The organism is Brachybacterium sp. p3-SID957, from assembly GCF_025144775.1.
Taxonomy (GTDB): Bacteria; Actinomycetota; Actinomycetes; order Actinomycetales; family Dermabacteraceae; genus Brachybacterium; species Brachybacterium epidermidis.
The window spans coordinates 83,311-100,108 of record NZ_JALXKT010000003.1 but is presented as its reverse complement, the minus strand read 5'-3'; the positions used below and the strand labels follow the sequence as shown (position 1 = coordinate 100,108).

16 protein-coding genes are annotated in these 16,798 nt (G+C 69.9%); 6 read left to right on the top strand and 10 right to left on the bottom strand.

Going from position 1 to position 16,798, the window contains the following annotated elements:
- Both M3B01_RS01235 and M3B01_RS01230 read left to right on the top strand, forming a co-directional pair.
- A partial coding sequence (locus M3B01_RS01235; RefSeq protein WP_259789047.1) for an IS256 family transposase occupies positions 1-823 on the top strand: 823 nt, incomplete at its 5' end.
- Between the two features lie 43 nt (positions 824-866).
- Positions 867-1,424 carry a carbohydrate ABC transporter permease gene (locus M3B01_RS01230; protein WP_259789046.1) on the top strand — a complete coding sequence of 186 codons (558 nt, stop codon included), beginning with the start codon at positions 867-869 and terminating at the stop codon, positions 1,422-1,424.
- A gap of 55 nt (positions 1,425-1,479) precedes the next feature.
- Here M3B01_RS01230 and M3B01_RS01225 read toward each other — a convergent pair whose 3' ends face one another.
- Genes M3B01_RS01225 through M3B01_RS01210 form a run of 4 tightly spaced genes read right to left on the bottom strand, consistent with a single transcriptional unit; the run spans position 1,480 to position 5,391 of the window.
- Positions 1,480-2,325, bottom strand: coding sequence for a class II fructose-bisphosphate aldolase (locus M3B01_RS01225; RefSeq protein ID WP_259789045.1), 846 nt, complete (start codon positions 2,323-2,325; stop codon positions 1,480-1,482).
- Positions 2,325-3,383: a 1-phosphofructokinase family hexose kinase gene (locus M3B01_RS01220; RefSeq protein WP_259789043.1), complete on the bottom strand. Its 1,059-nt coding sequence runs from the start codon at positions 3,381-3,383 to the stop codon at positions 2,325-2,327. Before M3B01_RS01220 ends, M3B01_RS01225 begins: the two co-directional genes overlap by 1 nt.
- Entirely contained in the window at positions 3,380-4,444 is a 1,065-nt protein-coding gene (locus M3B01_RS01215; protein ID WP_259789042.1) for an ROK family protein, read from the bottom strand. The genes M3B01_RS01220 and M3B01_RS01215 overlap by 4 nt, the downstream gene beginning before the upstream one ends.
- A gap of 26 nt (positions 4,445-4,470) precedes the next feature.
- A complete protein-coding gene (locus M3B01_RS01210; protein ID WP_259789041.1) occupies positions 4,471-5,391 on the bottom strand; it encodes an SIS domain-containing protein in 921 nt (306 codons plus the stop codon).
- Between the two features lie 373 nt (positions 5,392-5,764).
- Here M3B01_RS01210 and M3B01_RS01205 point away from each other — a divergent pair, with 373 nt between their 5' ends.
- The 3 genes from M3B01_RS01205 to M3B01_RS01195 all read left to right on the top strand — a co-directional run bounded on the left by M3B01_RS01205 (position 5,765) and on the right by M3B01_RS01195 (position 9,023).
- Positions 5,765-6,616, top strand: coding sequence for a DeoR/GlpR family DNA-binding transcription regulator (locus M3B01_RS01205; RefSeq protein WP_259789039.1), 852 nt, complete (start codon positions 5,765-5,767; stop codon positions 6,614-6,616).
- Between the two features lie 74 nt (positions 6,617-6,690).
- Entirely contained in the window at positions 6,691-7,710 is a 1,020-nt protein-coding gene (locus M3B01_RS01200) for a LacI family DNA-binding transcriptional regulator (RefSeq protein ID WP_259789038.1), read from the top strand.
- Positions 7,711-7,724: 14 nt separating this feature from the next.
- Positions 7,725-9,023 (top strand): alpha/beta hydrolase, encoded by a 1,299-nt coding sequence (locus M3B01_RS01195; protein WP_259789037.1) that lies wholly within the window; start codon positions 7,725-7,727, stop codon positions 9,021-9,023.
- Between the two features lie 77 nt (positions 9,024-9,100).
- Here the strand turns inward: M3B01_RS01195 and M3B01_RS01190 are convergent, their stop codons facing one another.
- From M3B01_RS01190 to M3B01_RS01175, 4 genes are all read right to left on the bottom strand, one after another.
- Positions 9,101-10,111, bottom strand: coding sequence for a formylglycine-generating enzyme family protein (locus tag M3B01_RS01190; protein WP_259789035.1), 1,011 nt, complete (start codon positions 10,109-10,111; stop codon positions 9,101-9,103).
- Positions 10,112-10,273: 162 nt separating this feature from the next.
- A complete protein-coding gene (locus tag M3B01_RS01185; RefSeq protein ID WP_259789033.1) occupies positions 10,274-10,696 on the bottom strand; it encodes a GNAT family N-acetyltransferase in 423 nt (140 codons plus the stop codon).
- Positions 10,697-10,787: 91 nt separating this feature from the next.
- Positions 10,788-11,759 (bottom strand): DUF4185 domain-containing protein, encoded by a 972-nt coding sequence (locus M3B01_RS01180; RefSeq protein WP_259789031.1) that lies wholly within the window; start codon positions 11,757-11,759, stop codon positions 10,788-10,790.
- 239 nt (positions 11,760-11,998) lie between these two features.
- Entirely contained in the window at positions 11,999-13,273 is a 1,275-nt protein-coding gene (locus M3B01_RS01175; protein WP_259789029.1) for a DUF4185 domain-containing protein, read from the bottom strand.
- 231 nt (positions 13,274-13,504) lie between these two features.
- Here M3B01_RS01175 and M3B01_RS01170 point away from each other — a divergent pair, with 231 nt between their 5' ends.
- Complete coding sequence (locus M3B01_RS01170; protein WP_259789027.1) at positions 13,505-14,365, top strand: family 43 glycosylhydrolase; 861 nt, start codon at positions 13,505-13,507, stop codon at positions 14,363-14,365.
- 586 nt (positions 14,366-14,951) lie between these two features.
- Here M3B01_RS01170 and M3B01_RS01165 read toward each other — a convergent pair.
- Together M3B01_RS01165 and M3B01_RS01160 are read right to left on the bottom strand one after the other, a co-directional pair.
- Positions 14,952-15,761: a carbohydrate ABC transporter permease gene (locus M3B01_RS01165; protein ID WP_259789025.1), complete on the bottom strand. Its 810-nt coding sequence runs from the start codon at positions 15,759-15,761 to the stop codon at positions 14,952-14,954.
- Between the two features lie 109 nt (positions 15,762-15,870).
- On the bottom strand, positions 15,871-16,794 hold the full coding sequence (locus M3B01_RS01160; protein WP_259789023.1) for a carbohydrate ABC transporter permease: 924 nt from the start codon (positions 16,792-16,794) through the stop codon (positions 15,871-15,873).
- Positions 16,795-16,798 lie beyond the last annotated feature (4 nt).

Genomic DNA, 16,798 nt, shown 5'->3' with positions numbered 1-16,798 from the left:
TGTCGCGGAGTTCCTCCACCGCCGCCTGGACCACACCTGGTTCCCCTACCTGTTCCTGGACGCGACCTATCTCGACATCCGCCAGGGCGGGCGCGTCGTCTCCCAAGCCGTCGTGGTCGCCACGGGCGTTGCCGCGACCGGTCACCGGGAAGTGCTCGGCATGGCGATCGGTGACGCGGAGACCACCGACTTCTGGACCGAGTTCCTCCGCAGCCTGCGCGAACGCGGTCTGACGATCTCCACCCCCGCCGCGCCCGAGGGCGTGCTTATGGTGACCAGCGACGCGCACTCCGGGTTGAAGCACGCGATCAAAGCCGTGCTGCCCGGCGCGTCATGGCAGCGCTGCCGGGTCCACTTCGCCCGCAACATCACCCAGACGCTGGGCTCTGCGCGCTCCAAGCCCGTCAACGCCCTGGTCTCCACGATCTTCGCCCAGACCAGCCCGGAGACCGTCCGGGACTCGTTCCAGCAGGTCACTGCCTCGCTCGAGAGCTCGTTCCCGAAGATCGCGGCGATGCTGAAGGACGCCGAAGCAGACCTGACCGCGTTCGCAGCGTTCCCGATCGAGCACTGGCGCAAGATCTGGTCCAACAACCCCATCGAGCGGGTGAACCGCGAGATCAAGCGCCGCGCAGACGTGGTCCAGATCTTCCCTAACCGAGACTCCGCCACCCGTCTCGTCGGCGCCGTCCTCCAGGACCAGCACGAGGAATGGCAGTACGGCGAGCGTCGCTACATCAGTGACATCTCCCTCCGCCGCCTCGCCGACATACTCACCACCGACACCCCCGAGAACAACAGCCGGCTCCTCATGACCGCCTGACCCAAAAGCCACCACTCAAAGGGACTTGACCATCCTGTGCGCCATGGCCGGCTACGCCTTCGCCCGCATGCAGTTCCGCGGCAAGAACGTGCTGTTCGCCCTGGTGCTGTCGATCCTGATGGTGCCGTACCAGATCTACCTCATCCCGCAGTACGGGATCATCCAGGAGCTGGGCTGGCTGAACACGGTGGCCGGTATCGCCGCCCCCGGTATCTTCAGCGCCTTCGGCACCTTCCTGATGCGCCAGCACTTCATGGGCATGCCTCGCTCACTGGAGGAGGCGGCACGCCTGGACGGGGCCTCCCCGTGGCAGACGTTCTGGCGGATCATGTTCCCGCTGTCCGGCCCGTCCCTCAGCGCTGTCGCGATCCTCACCGCGCTGGCCTCGTGGAACGACCTCATGTGGCCGCTGATCGTGGCCACCTACGACGACCGCACCACCCTGGCGGTGGGCCTTTCCACCATGCAGGGCCAGTTCACCTCCAACTACCCGGTGATGATGGCCGCCAGCTTCATGGCGATGCTGCCGCTGATGATCCTGTTCATCGTGCTGCAGCGCCGTGTGGTCGAGGGCCTGGCGCACTCCGGCATGAAGGGCTGACGCCGACTGGGGATTGCCGGTTTGCCCGGGTGGCCAGCCCTGCTCGCCTGGTCGTTCAGCCCTGGGCGGCGTCCTTGAACAGGCGGATCAGCCGCTCGGCCTCCCCGGTGCCTGCCTGGCGGCCTGCCTTCATCCACTTCCGGGTGTCCACCACGGTGGGGTTCTGGTCCAGGAACCCCCGCACCGCGCCGGTGTACACCTTGTTCAGGTGCGTGGACACGTTGATCTTGGTCATCCCCGCCCGGATCGCGGCCTGGATGTTCTCGTCGGCCACACCGGAGGAGCCGTGCAGCACCAGCGGCACCGGGACCTCGGCGGCGATCGCGGAGATCAGCTGCTCGTCCAGCGCGGCGGTGCGCTCGGTCATCGCGTGCGAGGAGCCCACGGCCACGGCCAGTAGGTCCACCCCGGTGTCGGCCACGAAGCGGGCCGCATCGGCCGGGTCGGTGCGGGCCGACGGATCGTGCACGCCGTCCTTGCCGCCCACCTCACCGAGCTCGGCCTCCACGCTCACACCCAGCTCGTGGGCGGCCTTGACGACATCGGCGGTGCGGGCACGGTTCTCGGTGTCGGGCAGCTTGGAGCCGTCGTACATGATCGAGGAGAACCCCAGGTCCAGGGCCTCCTTCACCAGGTCCAGGTCGTCGGCATGGTCCAGGTGCACCACCACATCCACCTCCGAGCGGCGGGCGATCTCCAGGGTGGCCAGACCGATCGGGGCCAGGCCCCCGTGGTACTTCACGCAGTTCTGGCTGATCTGCATCACCACCGGAACCCCCACCGCCTCGGCGGCGATGCGGAAGCTCTCGGCGTTCTCCAGGTGGATCACGTTGAACGCGGCCAGGCCGTGACCGGCCTCGCGGGCGCGAGCAGCGACGGGGGTGAGCGGGCTCAGGGGCATCAGATCTCCTCGATCGTGACGGTGGGTTCGAGCTGATCGATCAGCTCCAGGTCGATCTCCCCGGCGACGGGGCGGGTCACGGCGCTGGCGCCGACGGCGACGGCCCGGCGCAGAGCGGTGGGCAGGTCGGTGCGGCCCAGCAGCACGGTGGAGGCCAGAGCCGCGACCACCGAGTCGCCGGCCCCGGTGGGGTTGCCGTCCAGCGCCTGGGGCAGACGGGCCCGCCAGGCGCGGACCGTCGTGGCAGCGGTGCGGTCCACGGCCTCGACAGGCTGCAGGCCCAGCATCCCCTCCCCGCCAAGGGAGCACACCACGGTGCCGGCACCCAGTTCGCACAGGGCGCGGGCGGCATCCAGAGCAGTGGACTCGCCGGTGGCCTCCATCGCTTCCTCGGCATTGGGCTTCAGCACGGTGGCGCCGGCGCGGGCCGCGGTGAGCAGTCCGGGGCCGGAGGTGTCGACCAGCACGGGGCGGCCGGCGTCGCGGATCGCCGCGATCAGGGTGGCGAGGTCCTCGCCGCTCATGCCCCCGGGAAGGGAGCCGCTGATGGTGGCGGCCTCGATCGGGGGGATGGCGCCGGTCAGCACAGCGCCCACGTCGGCCAGCAGCTGCTGCACCTCGGCAGCACTGAGCTGCGGACCGGGCTCGTACAGGCCGGTGGCGCCGCCGGAATCCACCACGGCGAGGGTGCGGCGGGTGGTGCCGTCGATCCAGGTCCAGCCCTGGCGCAGCAGAGGATCGGCCGCCTGTGCGGGGGCGTGGGCTGAGTCGGTATCGGCTGGGGTGGTGTCGGCGGCGTTGGTGTCTGCTGCGTCGGAAGTGCTGGGGCGGCCAGCTGTGGCTGCCAACCGCCGGCGCAGCTCGTCACCGGCGGGCCCGCCCAGGGGGCCGGCACAGCGCACTGGCTCGCCCAGCTGGGCCAGCACCTTGGCGACATTGACACCCTTGCCGCCGGCCTCGATGCGCACCTCCCGCACCCGGTTCACCTCATGCGGGCGTGTGGCGTCGACCGTGTAGGTGACGTCGAGGGCGGGGTTCGGGGTGATGGCAAGGATCATCGCGCCGCCTCATGATCCGAAGGACGAGGGGCCTTGTCGGCCGCGGGCCCGGGGGCGTCGCTGGACGAGGGCGCCTCGGCGATTGCGCGGCTCATGCCCAGCAGTGCCGCGCCCTGGCAGCCCGCCCACATGCCCAGGGAACTGGGCAGCACCGGGGGAGTGGGCACCACGCCCAGGCGGGACTGGATCGCGCCGCGCAGGGTGTCCAGCACGATCGACCCGCCCTCGGCGAGGCCCCCGCCGATCACCACCGGCAGCGTGCCCACGCTGGAGATGATAGTAGCCAGGGCCTGCCCCAGGGTGTCCAGGGCGCTGACCAGGATGCGCTCGGCCCCCGGGTGGCCCTCGCGGGCCAGGTCCACCACGGCGCGTGCCGCAGGACGGCCGCCATCGGTGGTGACCAGCGCGTGCGCGTCATGGTCGATCTGCTCGGCGAAGCGGCGGCCGATGGCGGAGGCCGAGGCCACCTCCTCCAGACGCATCCTCTTGCCGGTGTACGGCTCCTCCACCATGACCTGGCCGATCTCACCGGTGAAGCGGTCGCCGAACACCTTGCCGTCATGCACCACGGCCGCGGCGATCCCGGTGCCGATCGGCACGAACAGCAGATCCGCCAGCGGTGGGAGGTTCCCCGAGTCCGGGAGTCTGCGCTGGGGCAGCAGCTTGCCGGTGCCCCACGCCGCCTCGGCCATGCCGCCGGCGCGCACGTCGTGCCCCAGCGCGATCGGGGCGCTCAGGGCCTCGCGCAGCATCGCGCCGAGAGCGAGGTCCTTCCAGCCCAGGTTCACGGCGAGCTCGACCACCTCGCGGTCCTCGTCGATGATCCCGGGCACCGCCACCCCGACCGGTACCTCGCAGCCGACGCCCGCCCGCTCGCCCAGCGAGGTGGTCTCCCGCGCGATCATCGCGCACAGTTCACGGGGATCCCGCGGCGTGGGCAGGGAGTAGGGGATGCCCAGGGAGCCGTCGGCGCTGACCAGCCCGATCTTGGTGCGGGTGCCGCCCACGTCCACCCCGATGGCGCGCTGGGGTGACGGGGGAGCGGTGTCGGAGGTGTCCATGGGGACCATCGTGGCGTCGGCCGCTCTCACGCGTCCAGGTGGACCGCGCGGCTCAGGCTGCGCGGGGTGTCCGGGTTCAGGCCCAGCTTCTCCGCCCGACGCACCGCCCACAGGTGCACGGCCGCCAGCTGCGCGGCCGGGTCCAGGCCCGTGGCGACCCAGGTCGCCCCCGTCTCGCCCACCTGCTGCTCGAGGCCCGCAGGGGCCTCACCGAACACGTAGGTAAGGCGGCCGGGCTGGGCGATCGCGATGGGGCCGTGGCGGTACTCCATCGCGTAGTAGGCCTCGGTCCAGGACTGGGTGGCCTCGCGCAGCTTCAGGGCGGCCTCGTCGGCCAGGCCCTTGTTCCAGCCGGTGCCCAGGAAGGTGACCTGCTCGGCGTCGATCCATTCGGCAGGGGGCTCGGTGGCCAGCACCTTCTCCACGTCGGCGATCGCGCCTGTGAGGTCCTCACCCACGGAGGCGCGCAGCAGCATCAGGGCGCTGGTGGCGAAGCGGGTCTGGACCACCGAGGTCTCGTCGGCGAAGTCCAGCACGATCTCGGCGCTGGCGAACTCGGCGGCGGGGCCGCCTGCCACGGCGGTGATCAGGACGGAGGGGGTGTCGGTCTCGCGCAGCAGGTCCACGATCTCGGTGGTGGTGCCGGAGCGGGACAGCGCGATGATCCGGTCGTAGGTGCGGGCGGTGGAGACCTCGGTGGCGGTGGCGGCATCGGTGATGCCCTCGCCGGCGGCCTCGCGCAGCTTCGCGTACGCCATCGCCATGAACCAGGAGGTGCCGCAGCCGGTGATCAGCACCGTCTCTCCCTTGCGGGGCAGGGCCTCGGTGAACCGGGGGGCCAGCTCGATGGCGCGACGCCACGTCTCCGGCTGGGTGCGCAGCTCGGTCTCGGTGGCGGTGGCACCGGTCCCGGTGGGTTCGGTGGCGGTGTCGTCGGCGGCGGTCATGGTCCCTCCCGGGGTTCTCGTTGATGCGTTGGTCTGATTGTACGAGCAGAAAAGAATCAAAAGCAATCAACAACTGTCTGGCGGGGTGCGGGTCGGGTCTACCGAGCGGCGTGGTGACCCTCGGCGACCGCCCTTTGTGCGGCGTGGTGACCGCCCATGTGTGCGACGTGGGCGCGCGTCTGTGTACGACGGGGACGCGCGTCCACGTGCGGCGGGCGGGTACGTCCGCGAGGGCGTTCCTGGACCCCTGTCCAAGATCATTCGTGAGCGAACGGCATGAGAAGCGCCATCGTCGAGCAGAACAGCGCCTATCATCTGGTGACGGAAGTAAGCGCTGAGAACCGATGTGCGCTCCGGGACCAGGAGAGCAGGGATGACGGATCCCAAGGACCCGTGCGAGACCGCCGAGGGCCCCAAGCGGGTGCGCGGCCGCAGGCGCCGCCTCGACCTGGTGCTCGACCTGATCATCGACCACGGCCACATGAGCGTGGAGGACCTGGTCACCGAGCTCGGCGTCTCCCCGGCCACGGTGCGCCGCGACCTGGATGCACTGGCCGATCAGCAGCTGGTGATCCGCAGCCACGGCGGCGCCTCCGCCAACCCCGACGCCCGCTCCCTGCCGATGCGCTACCGGGCCTCCCGCAACGCGCAGCAGAAGGAGCTGATCGCCGCACGCGCCGTGGACCTGGTGCGGCCGGGCAGCGTGATCGGCCTCAACGGCGGTACCACCACCACCGCCGTCGCCCATGAACTGGCCTCCCGCCAGGAGTTCCGCGACGCCGAACGGCCCACCGTGCTGGTCACCAACGCGGTCAACATCGCCCAGGAGCTCGCCGTGCGCCGCCACCTGCAGCTGGTGGTCACCGGCGGAGTGGTGCGCGAGTCAAGCTACGAACTGGTGGGCAGCTGGGCCGAGCAGCTCCTCGCGCAGATCCGCATCGACACCATGTTCGTGGGCATCAACGCCGTCAACGCCATCGACGGTGCCTCCACGCACGACGAGTCCGAGGCCAACATCAGCGCGCGCCTCATCGACCGTTCATCCCGCGTGGTGGTGGTGGCCGATTCCAGCAAGGTGGGGGCTGATGCCTTCGCCCGCATCGGTCCCGTGGACGCGATCGACGAGCTGGTCACCGACGACGCCGCTGACCCGGATGCCCTTCAGGCGCTGCGCGAGGCAGGCGTCACTGTGCACGTGGTCGAGACGACGGGGCGCGGTCGATGACCCCGAACGGCCGTACAGGTGCAGGCGGGAGCGGCCCCATCAACGGGCACGGCCAAGCCAACGGGAGCGGCCCCGTGCGCGCCACCGTCACCCTCGCCGACGTCGCCCGCGAGGCCGGGGTCTCGGTGGCCACCGCCTCCTTCGTGCTCTCCGGCCGCAGCGGCAGCCGCTCCTCCGGTTCCCCGGAGACCAAGGCCAAGGTGCGCGCCGCTGCCGAGGCCCTCGCCTATGTCCCCAACCGCACCGCGCAGGCCATGCGCACCGGCCGCGGCGGGGGAGTGGTGCTGGCCCTGGGCACCCTGGCCGATCCGTGGGGCGTGAGCCTGGCCCGCCAGGTTCGCCGGGATGCCCTCCCGAACGACTTGTCCACCTTGATCCTGGCCGACGAGCGCTGGTACGAGTACCTGCAGGGCGCTTCGGCCGACAGCGCCTTCGTGACCAGCGTGGACTTCGTGGCCGACGGGCCCGAGAAGGTGCGCCGCCTGGCCGAGACCACCAGCACCGGCATCGTCGCCTTCACCACCAGGATGGAGCCGGAGAGCTTCGACGTCATCTCCTCCTCCCCCCTGGCCGCGATCCGCTCGGCCTACCAGCGACTGCGGGCCCGCCACGACCGCGTGCACCTGCTGGTCCCGCACCGCTACGACCCCGCCTCCGACGCCCGGATCCCCGCCCGCACCCGCGCCTTCCTCGAGGCCGCAGAGGAGCACGGCGACGGCCCGACACCGGACCTGCTGCACTCCACCCTGCCCGGGCGCCGCGAGACATACCGCTCGAGCCTGGAGTGGCTGCGCGGTGAGAACGCCCCCCGCGCGGTGGTCTGCTACACCGGCTATCAGGCCGTCGCCCTGCAGACCGCAGCCCAGAACCTGGGCATCACGATGCCGGAGGAGCTGGAGATCATCGCCATCGGCGACATCCCCGAGGAGGCCCAGTTCTACGGGCCCATCAGCTACTACGGCGTGGCCGACGTGTTCGAGCGGATCTCCCAGGTGGTGGTGGGGCGTGCACTGGACCGCAGTGACCGCCCCGGGCGGCGCCACGTGTTCGAATGGGAGTTCTTCGCCGGGGACAGCACCCGCCAGGACCCATGATCACGGAAGGAACCATGAGCACCGACACCCGCTCGCACACCTGGACCCTGCCCGGCCTCGAGGTCACCGAGGTGACGCTCCCCGTGCCGCTGGACCACGAGGACGACACCTCCGCGCGCCTGGAGCTGTTCGCCCGCATCTACGCCGACCCCGAGGGCACCGACCGCCCCTACCTGGTGTACCTGCAGGGCGGGCCCGGCTCCAAGGCGCCCCGCAGCGTGGGCCCCGACAGCCCGCCCTGGCTCGCCCGTGCCCTGCGCGAGCACCGCGTGATCATGCTGGACCAGCGCGGCACCGGCCGCTCCACGCCCGTCGGCCCCGATGTGGCGCTGCCCGAGGGCGCGATCGACGGGGCCGCCACCCTGCGGGAGGCCACCCCCGCCCAACAGGCCCAGTACCTCACCCACTTCCGGGCCGACGCGATCGTGCGCGATGCCGAGCTGCTGCGCGAGCACCTGGGCGTGGACACCTGGTCCCTGCTGGGGCAGTCCTTCGGCGGGTTCACCACCCTGCGCTACCTCAGCGCCGCCGCGGCCTCGGTGGAGACCGCCCTGTTCACCGGCGGCATCCCCTCCCTGGGGCCGGACATGGAGTCCGTGTACCGCACCACCTGGGAAGGCATGGCTGCCCGCAGTGAGCGGCACTGGGCCCGCTTCCCCGGCGACCGCGACCGCATGCGCGTGCTGGTGGACCGCGCGGAGGCCGGTCGCCTGCGCCTGCCCGGCGGGCAGAAGGTCGGCGTGGAGCGCCTGCGCCGCATCGGCATGCTGCTGGGACGCTCCCAGGGCCAGGAGCAGCTGCACCACCTGTTGGGCCTGGACCCGGACTCCCCGGCCTTCGCTCACGACCTGGCCGCAGCCCTGCCCTTCGGCGGCCGCAACCCCATCTACGCCGTGATCCACGAGTCCTGCTGGGCCGACGGCACCGTCACGGACTGGGCCGCCGAGCGCGCCATGCCCGGGACCGTGCGCGAGGACCCGACGCTGCTGGCCGGCGAGCACGTGCACCGCGAGCTGTTCACCGAGGACCCGGAGCTGCAGGTGTGGGCCGAGGCCGCCGAGCTGCTGGCCCAGCACCCATGGCCGCGGCTGTACGACGAGGGCGCCCTGCGGGCCGCGGACGTCCCGGGTGCTGCGGCGGTGTACTACGACGACGCCTACGTGCCGCGCGAGTACTCCATGGCCACCGCCGCCCTGCTGCCGCGCCTGCGCACCTGGGTCACCAGCGAGTACGAGCACGGCGGCCTGCGCTCCAGCGGCCAGGTGGTGCTGGACCACCTGCTGGACCTGGCCAAGGGGCGCCGCGAGGCCTGACGGCAACGCCTGACCGCGAGGCCTGACGGCGAGGCCTGACGGCACGGCGTGACGGCAGGGCCTGCCGGTCAGCAGGGTCAGGCGTCCGCGGCCAGGCGGAAGCCCTTGTTGTCGCTGGCGTCCTCCACGGCGGAGGCATGGCGGGCCGCCACCCGGTAGCGGTTGCAGTACGAGTCGTGGCACAGGTACGAGCCGCCGCGGATCACACGCACGTCACCCCTCATCGACGGTGCGTGCCCCGCGTCCCATGTGTCGCCGCACCACTCCCACACGTTGCCCGCCACCTCGTACAGGCCGAAGCCGTTGGGCGGGAAGGACCGCACCGGGGCCGTGCCCAGGTACCCGTCCTCGAGGGTGTTGCGCAACGGGAAGGCGCCCTGCCAGATGTTGCAGCGGTGCTCACCGTCCGGGGTGAGGTCATCGCCCCAGGCGTAGCGAGCCTGGTCGATGCCGCCGCGGGCGGCCTTCTCCCATTCCGCCTCCCGGGGCAGACGCATCCCGCACCAGGCGGCGAACGCCTCCGCGTCACGCACGGAGACGTGCACCACGGGGTGGTCGGCACGGTCCTCGGCGTCCGAGCCGGGGCCCTCCGGGGCATCCCAGCGAGCGCCGTGCACGGCCCTCCACCACGGTGTGCCCGGGGGCTTGGGTGAGCAGCGGCGCACCTCGGGCTCCAGCAGCGCCCCGAACACGTAGGACCAGCCGAACTCCTCGGCCTCGGTCACGTACCCGGTCTCGTCCACGAATGCTGCGAACTCGGCGTTGGTCACGCAGGTGGGGTCGATGCGGAAGGCGCCCACCTCCACCTCGCGGATCGGCGACTCGGCGTCCATGGGGTTCCGGTCGACGTCCTCGGTTCCCATCCGGAAGGGACCGGCCTCGATCGGCACAGCGTGCAGGGCGCGGGCGCGCACCTGCTCGGACGGTGCCGCGAAGGCATGCGGGTGCTCGGGACCCCGACGCACGGGAGCGGCCACGGAGGCGCTGTCGGTCCCCTCAGCCGATGCCTGGGAGGCAACGGTGTCCGGGCCGAGCTGCTCCCTACCGGCGGCACAGCACGAAGGGGACGAGTCATCGGATGTGTGCATGGGGCCAGCGTAGGCCGCTCAAGGGACAGGGCTGCGGTGGCCTCCCAGGCAGTGCTGGACACCACCGTCGCGGAGTTCCACGAGCTGGGCATCGAGGCCACCGGGATGGGGCGCGATCCCGGAGGCCGACGGCTTCGGGGATCGTCGCGCCCCGGTGCGCGTTCAGACGAACCGCACGAAGGCGCGGGTGGGGTGCGGGCTCATATCGTGGGCCTCGGTGAGCCCGCGCGACTCGTAGAAGGCGCGCTGTCCGGGCTCGTCGTCGGTGAGAAGCACAAGCTGCCGCACATCGGCGTAGTGCTCCAGCACTGCGTCCAGGAGCGCGCCGCCGATGCCTTCGCGCTGATGATCGGGCGTGACCAGGATGTCCTGCACGTACACGATGGTCTCCCCGTCCGAGACGGTGCGGGCAAGGCCAACCAGGGAACCGGTCGCCTCGTTGCGAGCGCACAGCACCAGGTGGGATCCGCGCACCGCACGCGCCAGGCGCTCCGGGTCAGCGGTGTAGGCGCTCCAGCCCACGGCGTCGTACAGCGAGAGCAGCTCGGTATCGGTGGGGATCTGCAAGTCAATCGTGAAGGCCATGGGTCGATTCTGCCCGGTGCGGAGTCCAGGTCGTGTTCGGTGCCGAGCCCCGGTCGTGCCCGCGAGCCGGAGTGCGGATCGTCCCCGTGGCTCAGCCTGCGCACTGACGGCGCAGCGGATCCTCGATCCGGTACTGCTCCACGTGGTACGGCCAGTCCGGACCTGTGTGCCACTGCGAGCACACCAGGTGGAGCACCTCGAGCGTGGAGCCGGGAACGATGTACGGCCCGTACAGCTGGGCCACCACGTCGTGGCCCTCCTTCCCCCACTCCCCACCGTGCAGCAGCGTGAGGGGCTCTGCCTCGGCGATCGCCTCGGGGGAGTCCGCCCCCAGGCAGTCAACCCGGTACCCCGCGGTCTCGAACCAGGTGAGCATCCAGGTGCCCTCCACGACCCGCAGGCACATCTCGCCCACGGTGCCCTCGACCACCGGCTCCGGCTGCCCGCCCCACTCCCAGCTCTCGCCCGTGCGCCCGTAGGTCTCGTAGGCCTCAGTATCGAGCACCGCGTCGGCGGGGACCCGGGAGAGGATCGCGCCCTTGTCCCGCTGGAAGCCCGTGGTCAGCAGATACACGTGACCGTCCTCCGGGTGCAGGAACCAGGTGCACTGCTGCATGAAGCCGTCGAGGTGATCGCCCGGGAACATCTGGGCGGTGCGCTCCCAGGTCTCGCCGGAATCGGCCGAGGTCAAGATCTCTGTGCCGGCGACGTTGCCGAAGCCGTGGTTGACCATCACCCACAGGTACATCGTCTCCCCGATGGTGAGCACATCACCGGGCAGGATGGTGGAGACAGGGGCGTCGTCGTGCTCGTAGGGGACCAGCTGCTCGGCGGTCTGCCCTCCCACCGCGGAGGTCCAGGTGATGCCGTCGTCCAGCGGCACGTCGGGATCGGCGAACAGCCCCACGGGCGAGCGCCAGAAGCCGCCACCCACCACAGCCTCCTCGAAGGTGTCCCCGAAGATGAACAGGATGCGGCCGTCGGGCGTGACCGTCGGGGCACCCAGGTCCGTTGCCTCCATGCGGAACCGGGTGGTGATGCCGGGCCCGGTGATCGGGTGCATGCGCTCCACGCGCGGGCACCCGTCGGCCACGGGCCCGAAATCGGACCGTGCCGATGGGGCGGGGTCGCTGGAGCCTTCCGTCACCGCCCCGTCGGGCGTCCCATCCCTGTGGGACGAGCATGCCGCGCCGGCCCCCAGGCCCGCGCCGACCCCCAGCGCGCCCAACCCGGCGCGGAGGAAGCCGGAACGCGTCATGGCGGAGGTGTCGATGTGGGGCGATGGTCTCGCGCGAGGCGGGGTCATCGCAGCGCGCGCATCCCGGTGCCGAGGCCCTGCACGCGGTACTGCTGCACGTGGTACGGCCAGCCGGCGCCGGTGTTCCACTGCGAGCACAGCAGGTGCAGGTCATCCAGCGTCGAGCCGGGGAGCACGTACGGACCGTAGAGCTGCGCCACGCGCTCGTCGTCCTCCTGGCCCCAGCCGCAGCCCCACAGCAGGGTCTCGATGAAGGGGGCCTTGCCGAATGCGGTGGGGGTATCGGCGATCGCCACGTCCACCCGGTACAGGCCGGCGTTGAACCAGGTGAGCACCCACGTGCCCTCCACGATGCGCAGGCACATCTCACCGATCGCGCCGTGCAGCACCGGGGTGGGCGGGTTGCCCCAGGCCCACTGCTGGTCCTCGCCCTCGCCGGTGGCGCCCCAGGTCTCGTAGGCGTCCGGGTCCAGGATCGAATCCTTGTGGACGCGCTGCAGGATCGAGGACTTGTCCCGCTGGAAACCGGTGGTGAGCAGGTAGACGTGGTCGTCCTCGGGGTTCAGGCACCAGGTGCACTGCTGCGAGAAGCCGTCGAGGTGGTCGCCGGGGAACATCTGAGCGGTGCGCTCCCAGGTCTCCCCGGAATTGGCCGAGGTCCAGATCTCGGTGGAGCCGACGTTGCCGAAGCCGTGGTTGACCATCACCCACAGGTACATCGTGTCGCCCACGGTGAGCACATCACCGGGCAGGATGGTGGAGACAGGATTGCTGTCGTGCGCGTACTCGACGAGCTCCTCGGCGGCCTCGCCTCCCACGGCGCCGGTCCATTCCAGGCCGTGCTTGAGCTTGCGCTTCGGATCCGCGTAGAGGCCGACGGGGGAGCGCCACCAGCCCCCGCCCACCGCGGGTTCCTCGAAGGTGTCGCCGAAGATCACCAGGATGCGGCCGTCGGGGGTGACGGCCGGGGCGCCCAGGTCCGTGGCATCCATGCGGAACCGGGTGGTGATGCCCGGTCCCGTCACCGTCTTCAGGCGGGTGATGCGCGGACGCTCGTAGTGCGGGTTCGGATCCACGCCGGGGCCGACGCCGCGCGGACCCCTGCCGGGTTCAGGCGCGGCGGGGTCGGCGAGGGCAGGCTGGGCGGCCGCGGCGACGCCGAGCGCTCCGGCGCCCACGGCCAGCGCGCCGCTGCGCAGGAACGAGGCGCGGTCGACGGCGCCGGGGGGCGCGGTGCTCGTGGCTGGGGTGCTCGTGGCCGCGGCGCTCGTGGGCCGGGTTCTCGTGGGCCGGGTGCGGTCAGTACGAGGGGTGTTCATCCGAAGCTCCATTGGTGTGGGGTGAGCACGACACTGCCCTGCCAGAGTAGGCCTCAACGGGCTACGAGAGCAATCGTTTACCGCCGATTCGCGAACAGGATAGGCTCGTGTGCGACCCATGTGTCGCGTCATCCCGTGCGATGGCGCGAAGAATGCTCGGGTGCCCGCTCGTCTGCATGATGGAGTGGGTAAACGATTTACTACGTCGTCGCCGTGAAGGAGCGCTGCCCGATGGTCCGTCTCATTCCCGGGGAGAAGCGCCGCCTGCTGGACGCCTCGCCGTCGGCCCAGGAGCGCTGGTACATCAACGACCACACGCTGATCCGTGCGGCCGATGGACGCTGGCACGTCTTCGGCATCTGGCACCCGGAGCCCGCCGATCCGCTGCACGAGGATCTCTTCCTCCACGCTTCTGCCGACGACCTCGACGGGGCGACGTGGACCATTCACGACCCCGTCCTCGATGCACGGAAGGACATCGGCGAGACCCACGTGTGGGCGCCGCATGTGATCGCCCACGACGACCGCTACTGGATGTTCTATGCCGGCGGCACCGAGGACCACACCCGGTACCGCATGGAGCTCGCCACCAGTGGGGACCTGTTCACCTGGGAGCACCATCCCGGCGGCACCCTGTTCGAGGACGGCTTCGATGCCCGCGACCCGATGGTGATCCATGACGGGGAGCGCTGGCTGATGTACTACACCCGCACGTCCGCACCCGAGGGCGGCTTCCACCAGGTCGCCGTGCGCACGAGCGACGACCTGTTCGCATGGTCCGAACCCGAGGTCGCCTACCAGTCCACCGTCGAGGGCACCTACGGCGGGCCCACCGAGTCGCCGTTCGTGGTGCGCGCGGGGCAGGGGTGGCTTCTGTTCGTGTGCGAGTCCACCCAGTACGACCGCACCCTCGCCTACTGGTCCACCGACCCGATGCGCTTCGAGGACGCAGGTGCTGTGGATCTCGACCTCGATGAGCACTGCGCCGAGATCATCACGGACCCCGAGGCGGAGGGGCGCTGCTGGGTCACCGGCGGCGGCTGGGGGAGGGGCGGCCTCACCATTCGCCCGCTGGGGATCGAAATGCCGTAGCAATGACCAAGCGCTCGTGGGAAGGTGGCGCGCATGAACCACCGCCGGACGTGGTCCACTTCCCGACATCCCTGCGCGGCAGACTTAGGGCGATACGCGGGGCCCGGTCGCGCACACACGGCCCTGCTCCGACGGATTCTCTCCGAGCAGCACCTAGATCGTCACAGCTACGACAGGTCACAGCCTGTTCGTCACGGCAGTTCGGTAACTCGACATTCCTGACTCCGTACGACTCAATCGACGCGCGGCGGACACCCTCGCGGCACTCCCCGCCGCTGCGCCCGTACCTTCGCTGGTCGCGAGCTTCACTAAAGGAGACTGGTTCGTCCTGGTCGCCGAGGTTGCTACCGGGCCACTGCCCACATCCCCCCTTGACGCCCGTACAGATCGAGCAGGTACGGGAGGCACTCGACTCTTTGCAGGCCCCGCGACACCGTGCCCGGCGCCCGACCCGCCCACTGTGCAGGAGTCCCACCGCACCGGACGGCACGGTGCGATTCGTGGACTGGGCTTGGGCCTCGCGGGGAAGTAGGACCGCCGATGCACTGTAGCTGCTGCACGGCACCGCTGATGCGGGCTCCCCTGACTACTTCAGGCCCGCCATCTTGATGTTGGCGATGATCTGTCGTTGGAAGATCAGGAAGATGATGATGATCGGGGCGGCCGCGCAGGCGGAGCCCGCCATCAGGATCCCGAGTTCCGAGCTGCGCTCTCCGCGGAAAGCGGCCAGGTACTGCTGCACCTGGTAGAGGTCCGGACTGGTGATCGTGAGCACCGGCCACACGAAGCTGTTCCAGAACGCCATGAAGCTGGTGATGCCCACGACGACGAAGGGCGCCTTGGACAGGGGGAGGAAGATGCGCAGGTACACACCCCATCTTCCACACCCGTCCACCACGGCGGCCTCCTCCAGGCTGGAGGGGATGTTCAGGTAGAACTGGCGCACGAAGAAAACGTGGCCGGCGGTGGCCATACCGGGGATGATCAGCACCGCCAAGGTGTCCAGCATCCGCAGGTCCGTCACCACGATGAAGCTGGTGAGCAGGATCGTCATGCCGGGGATGAACATCGTCATCAGCACCAGGGGCCACACGAAGCGCTTGCCCTTGAACTCGAGCCGTGCGAACGCGTAGGCGGCCATGGAGTTCACGGCGATCGACCCTGTCGTGAAGATGACCGCTCCGAGCCCGGTGATCATCAGCGTCCGCAGGAAGCTGGGATCCGAGAGGATCTGCACGTAGTTCTCCCAGTGCCAGACCTCCGGGAAGAACTGGAAGGGGGTGGAGACCACCTCGGTGCGGATCTTGAACCCCGAGATCACCATCCAGGCCAGGGGGAACAGCGCCAGCATCACGATGATCAGCGAGAAGAACGCCTTCATCAGGAAAGTGAGCATCCATCGTGGATGGAGCATGCGGCGCCTGCGGGCTGTGCGGCGCACGGATGCGGCCTGAGCAGCATCCTGCATGAGTGGGGCAGCGGTCTGTTCAGTGGTCACGGTCATGTCAGTCGACCAGCTTCTCGGAGTTGACGATGCGGAAGATGATCGAGGAGATCGTCCCCAGCACCAGGAACAGCAGCAGCGCCGCGGCGATCGAATAGCCCACGTAAGCATCCCCGCGGAAGTGATTGAAGATGAAGAGGTTCGGCAGCTCGGTGGCGCTGTTGGGGCCGCCGCCGGTCATCACCAGCGGCAGCTCGAACTGCTGGATCGAGCCGACGAACCCGGTGATCAGCAGGAACAGAAGCACATTCTTCATCTGCGGAATCGTGATGTAGATAGTCTTCTGCCACCAGTTGGCGCCCTCGAGCTCTGCCGCCTCATAGAGGCTCTCAGGGATGTCGAGCATGGCAGCGATCATGATGAGCGTGCTGATGCCCATTCCCAGCCACACCGCCGGCACGGCGATCGCAGCCAGCGCGAAGCGGGTATCTCCCAGCCACGCCTGGTTGTCGATGCCGAACAGGTTGACCAGGGCGTTCAGCAGGCCGCCTGAGTAGTCATAGATGATCACGAACGTGATCGAGGCGATCACGCCCGAGATCACCGACGGGATGTAGATGCTGATCTTCAGCAGCGTGGAGATCCTGCGCGACACGGAGGTCGCCAGGGAGGCGACGAGGAAGGCCAGGACGAGGCCGATCGGCACGGTCATCAGCACGAACTGGAGGCCGCGCACGATCGCCGACCAGAAGTTCCCGTCCGTCAGCACGTTGGTGTAGTTCTTCCAGCCCACGAAGGCCGACTCGGAGTAGAAGCTCCAGTCGAAGAAGCTCAGGTACACCGCCTGGATCGCCGGCCACAGCACGAAGATGCTGAGCAGGATCAGGACCGGCGCCAGCATGATGTACGCCATGCTGGTGTCGCCGCGGCGGCTGGGGTGCACCGCCGACTTGGGTCTGGTACGGGTCGTCGTGCTGATGGCCATCGCC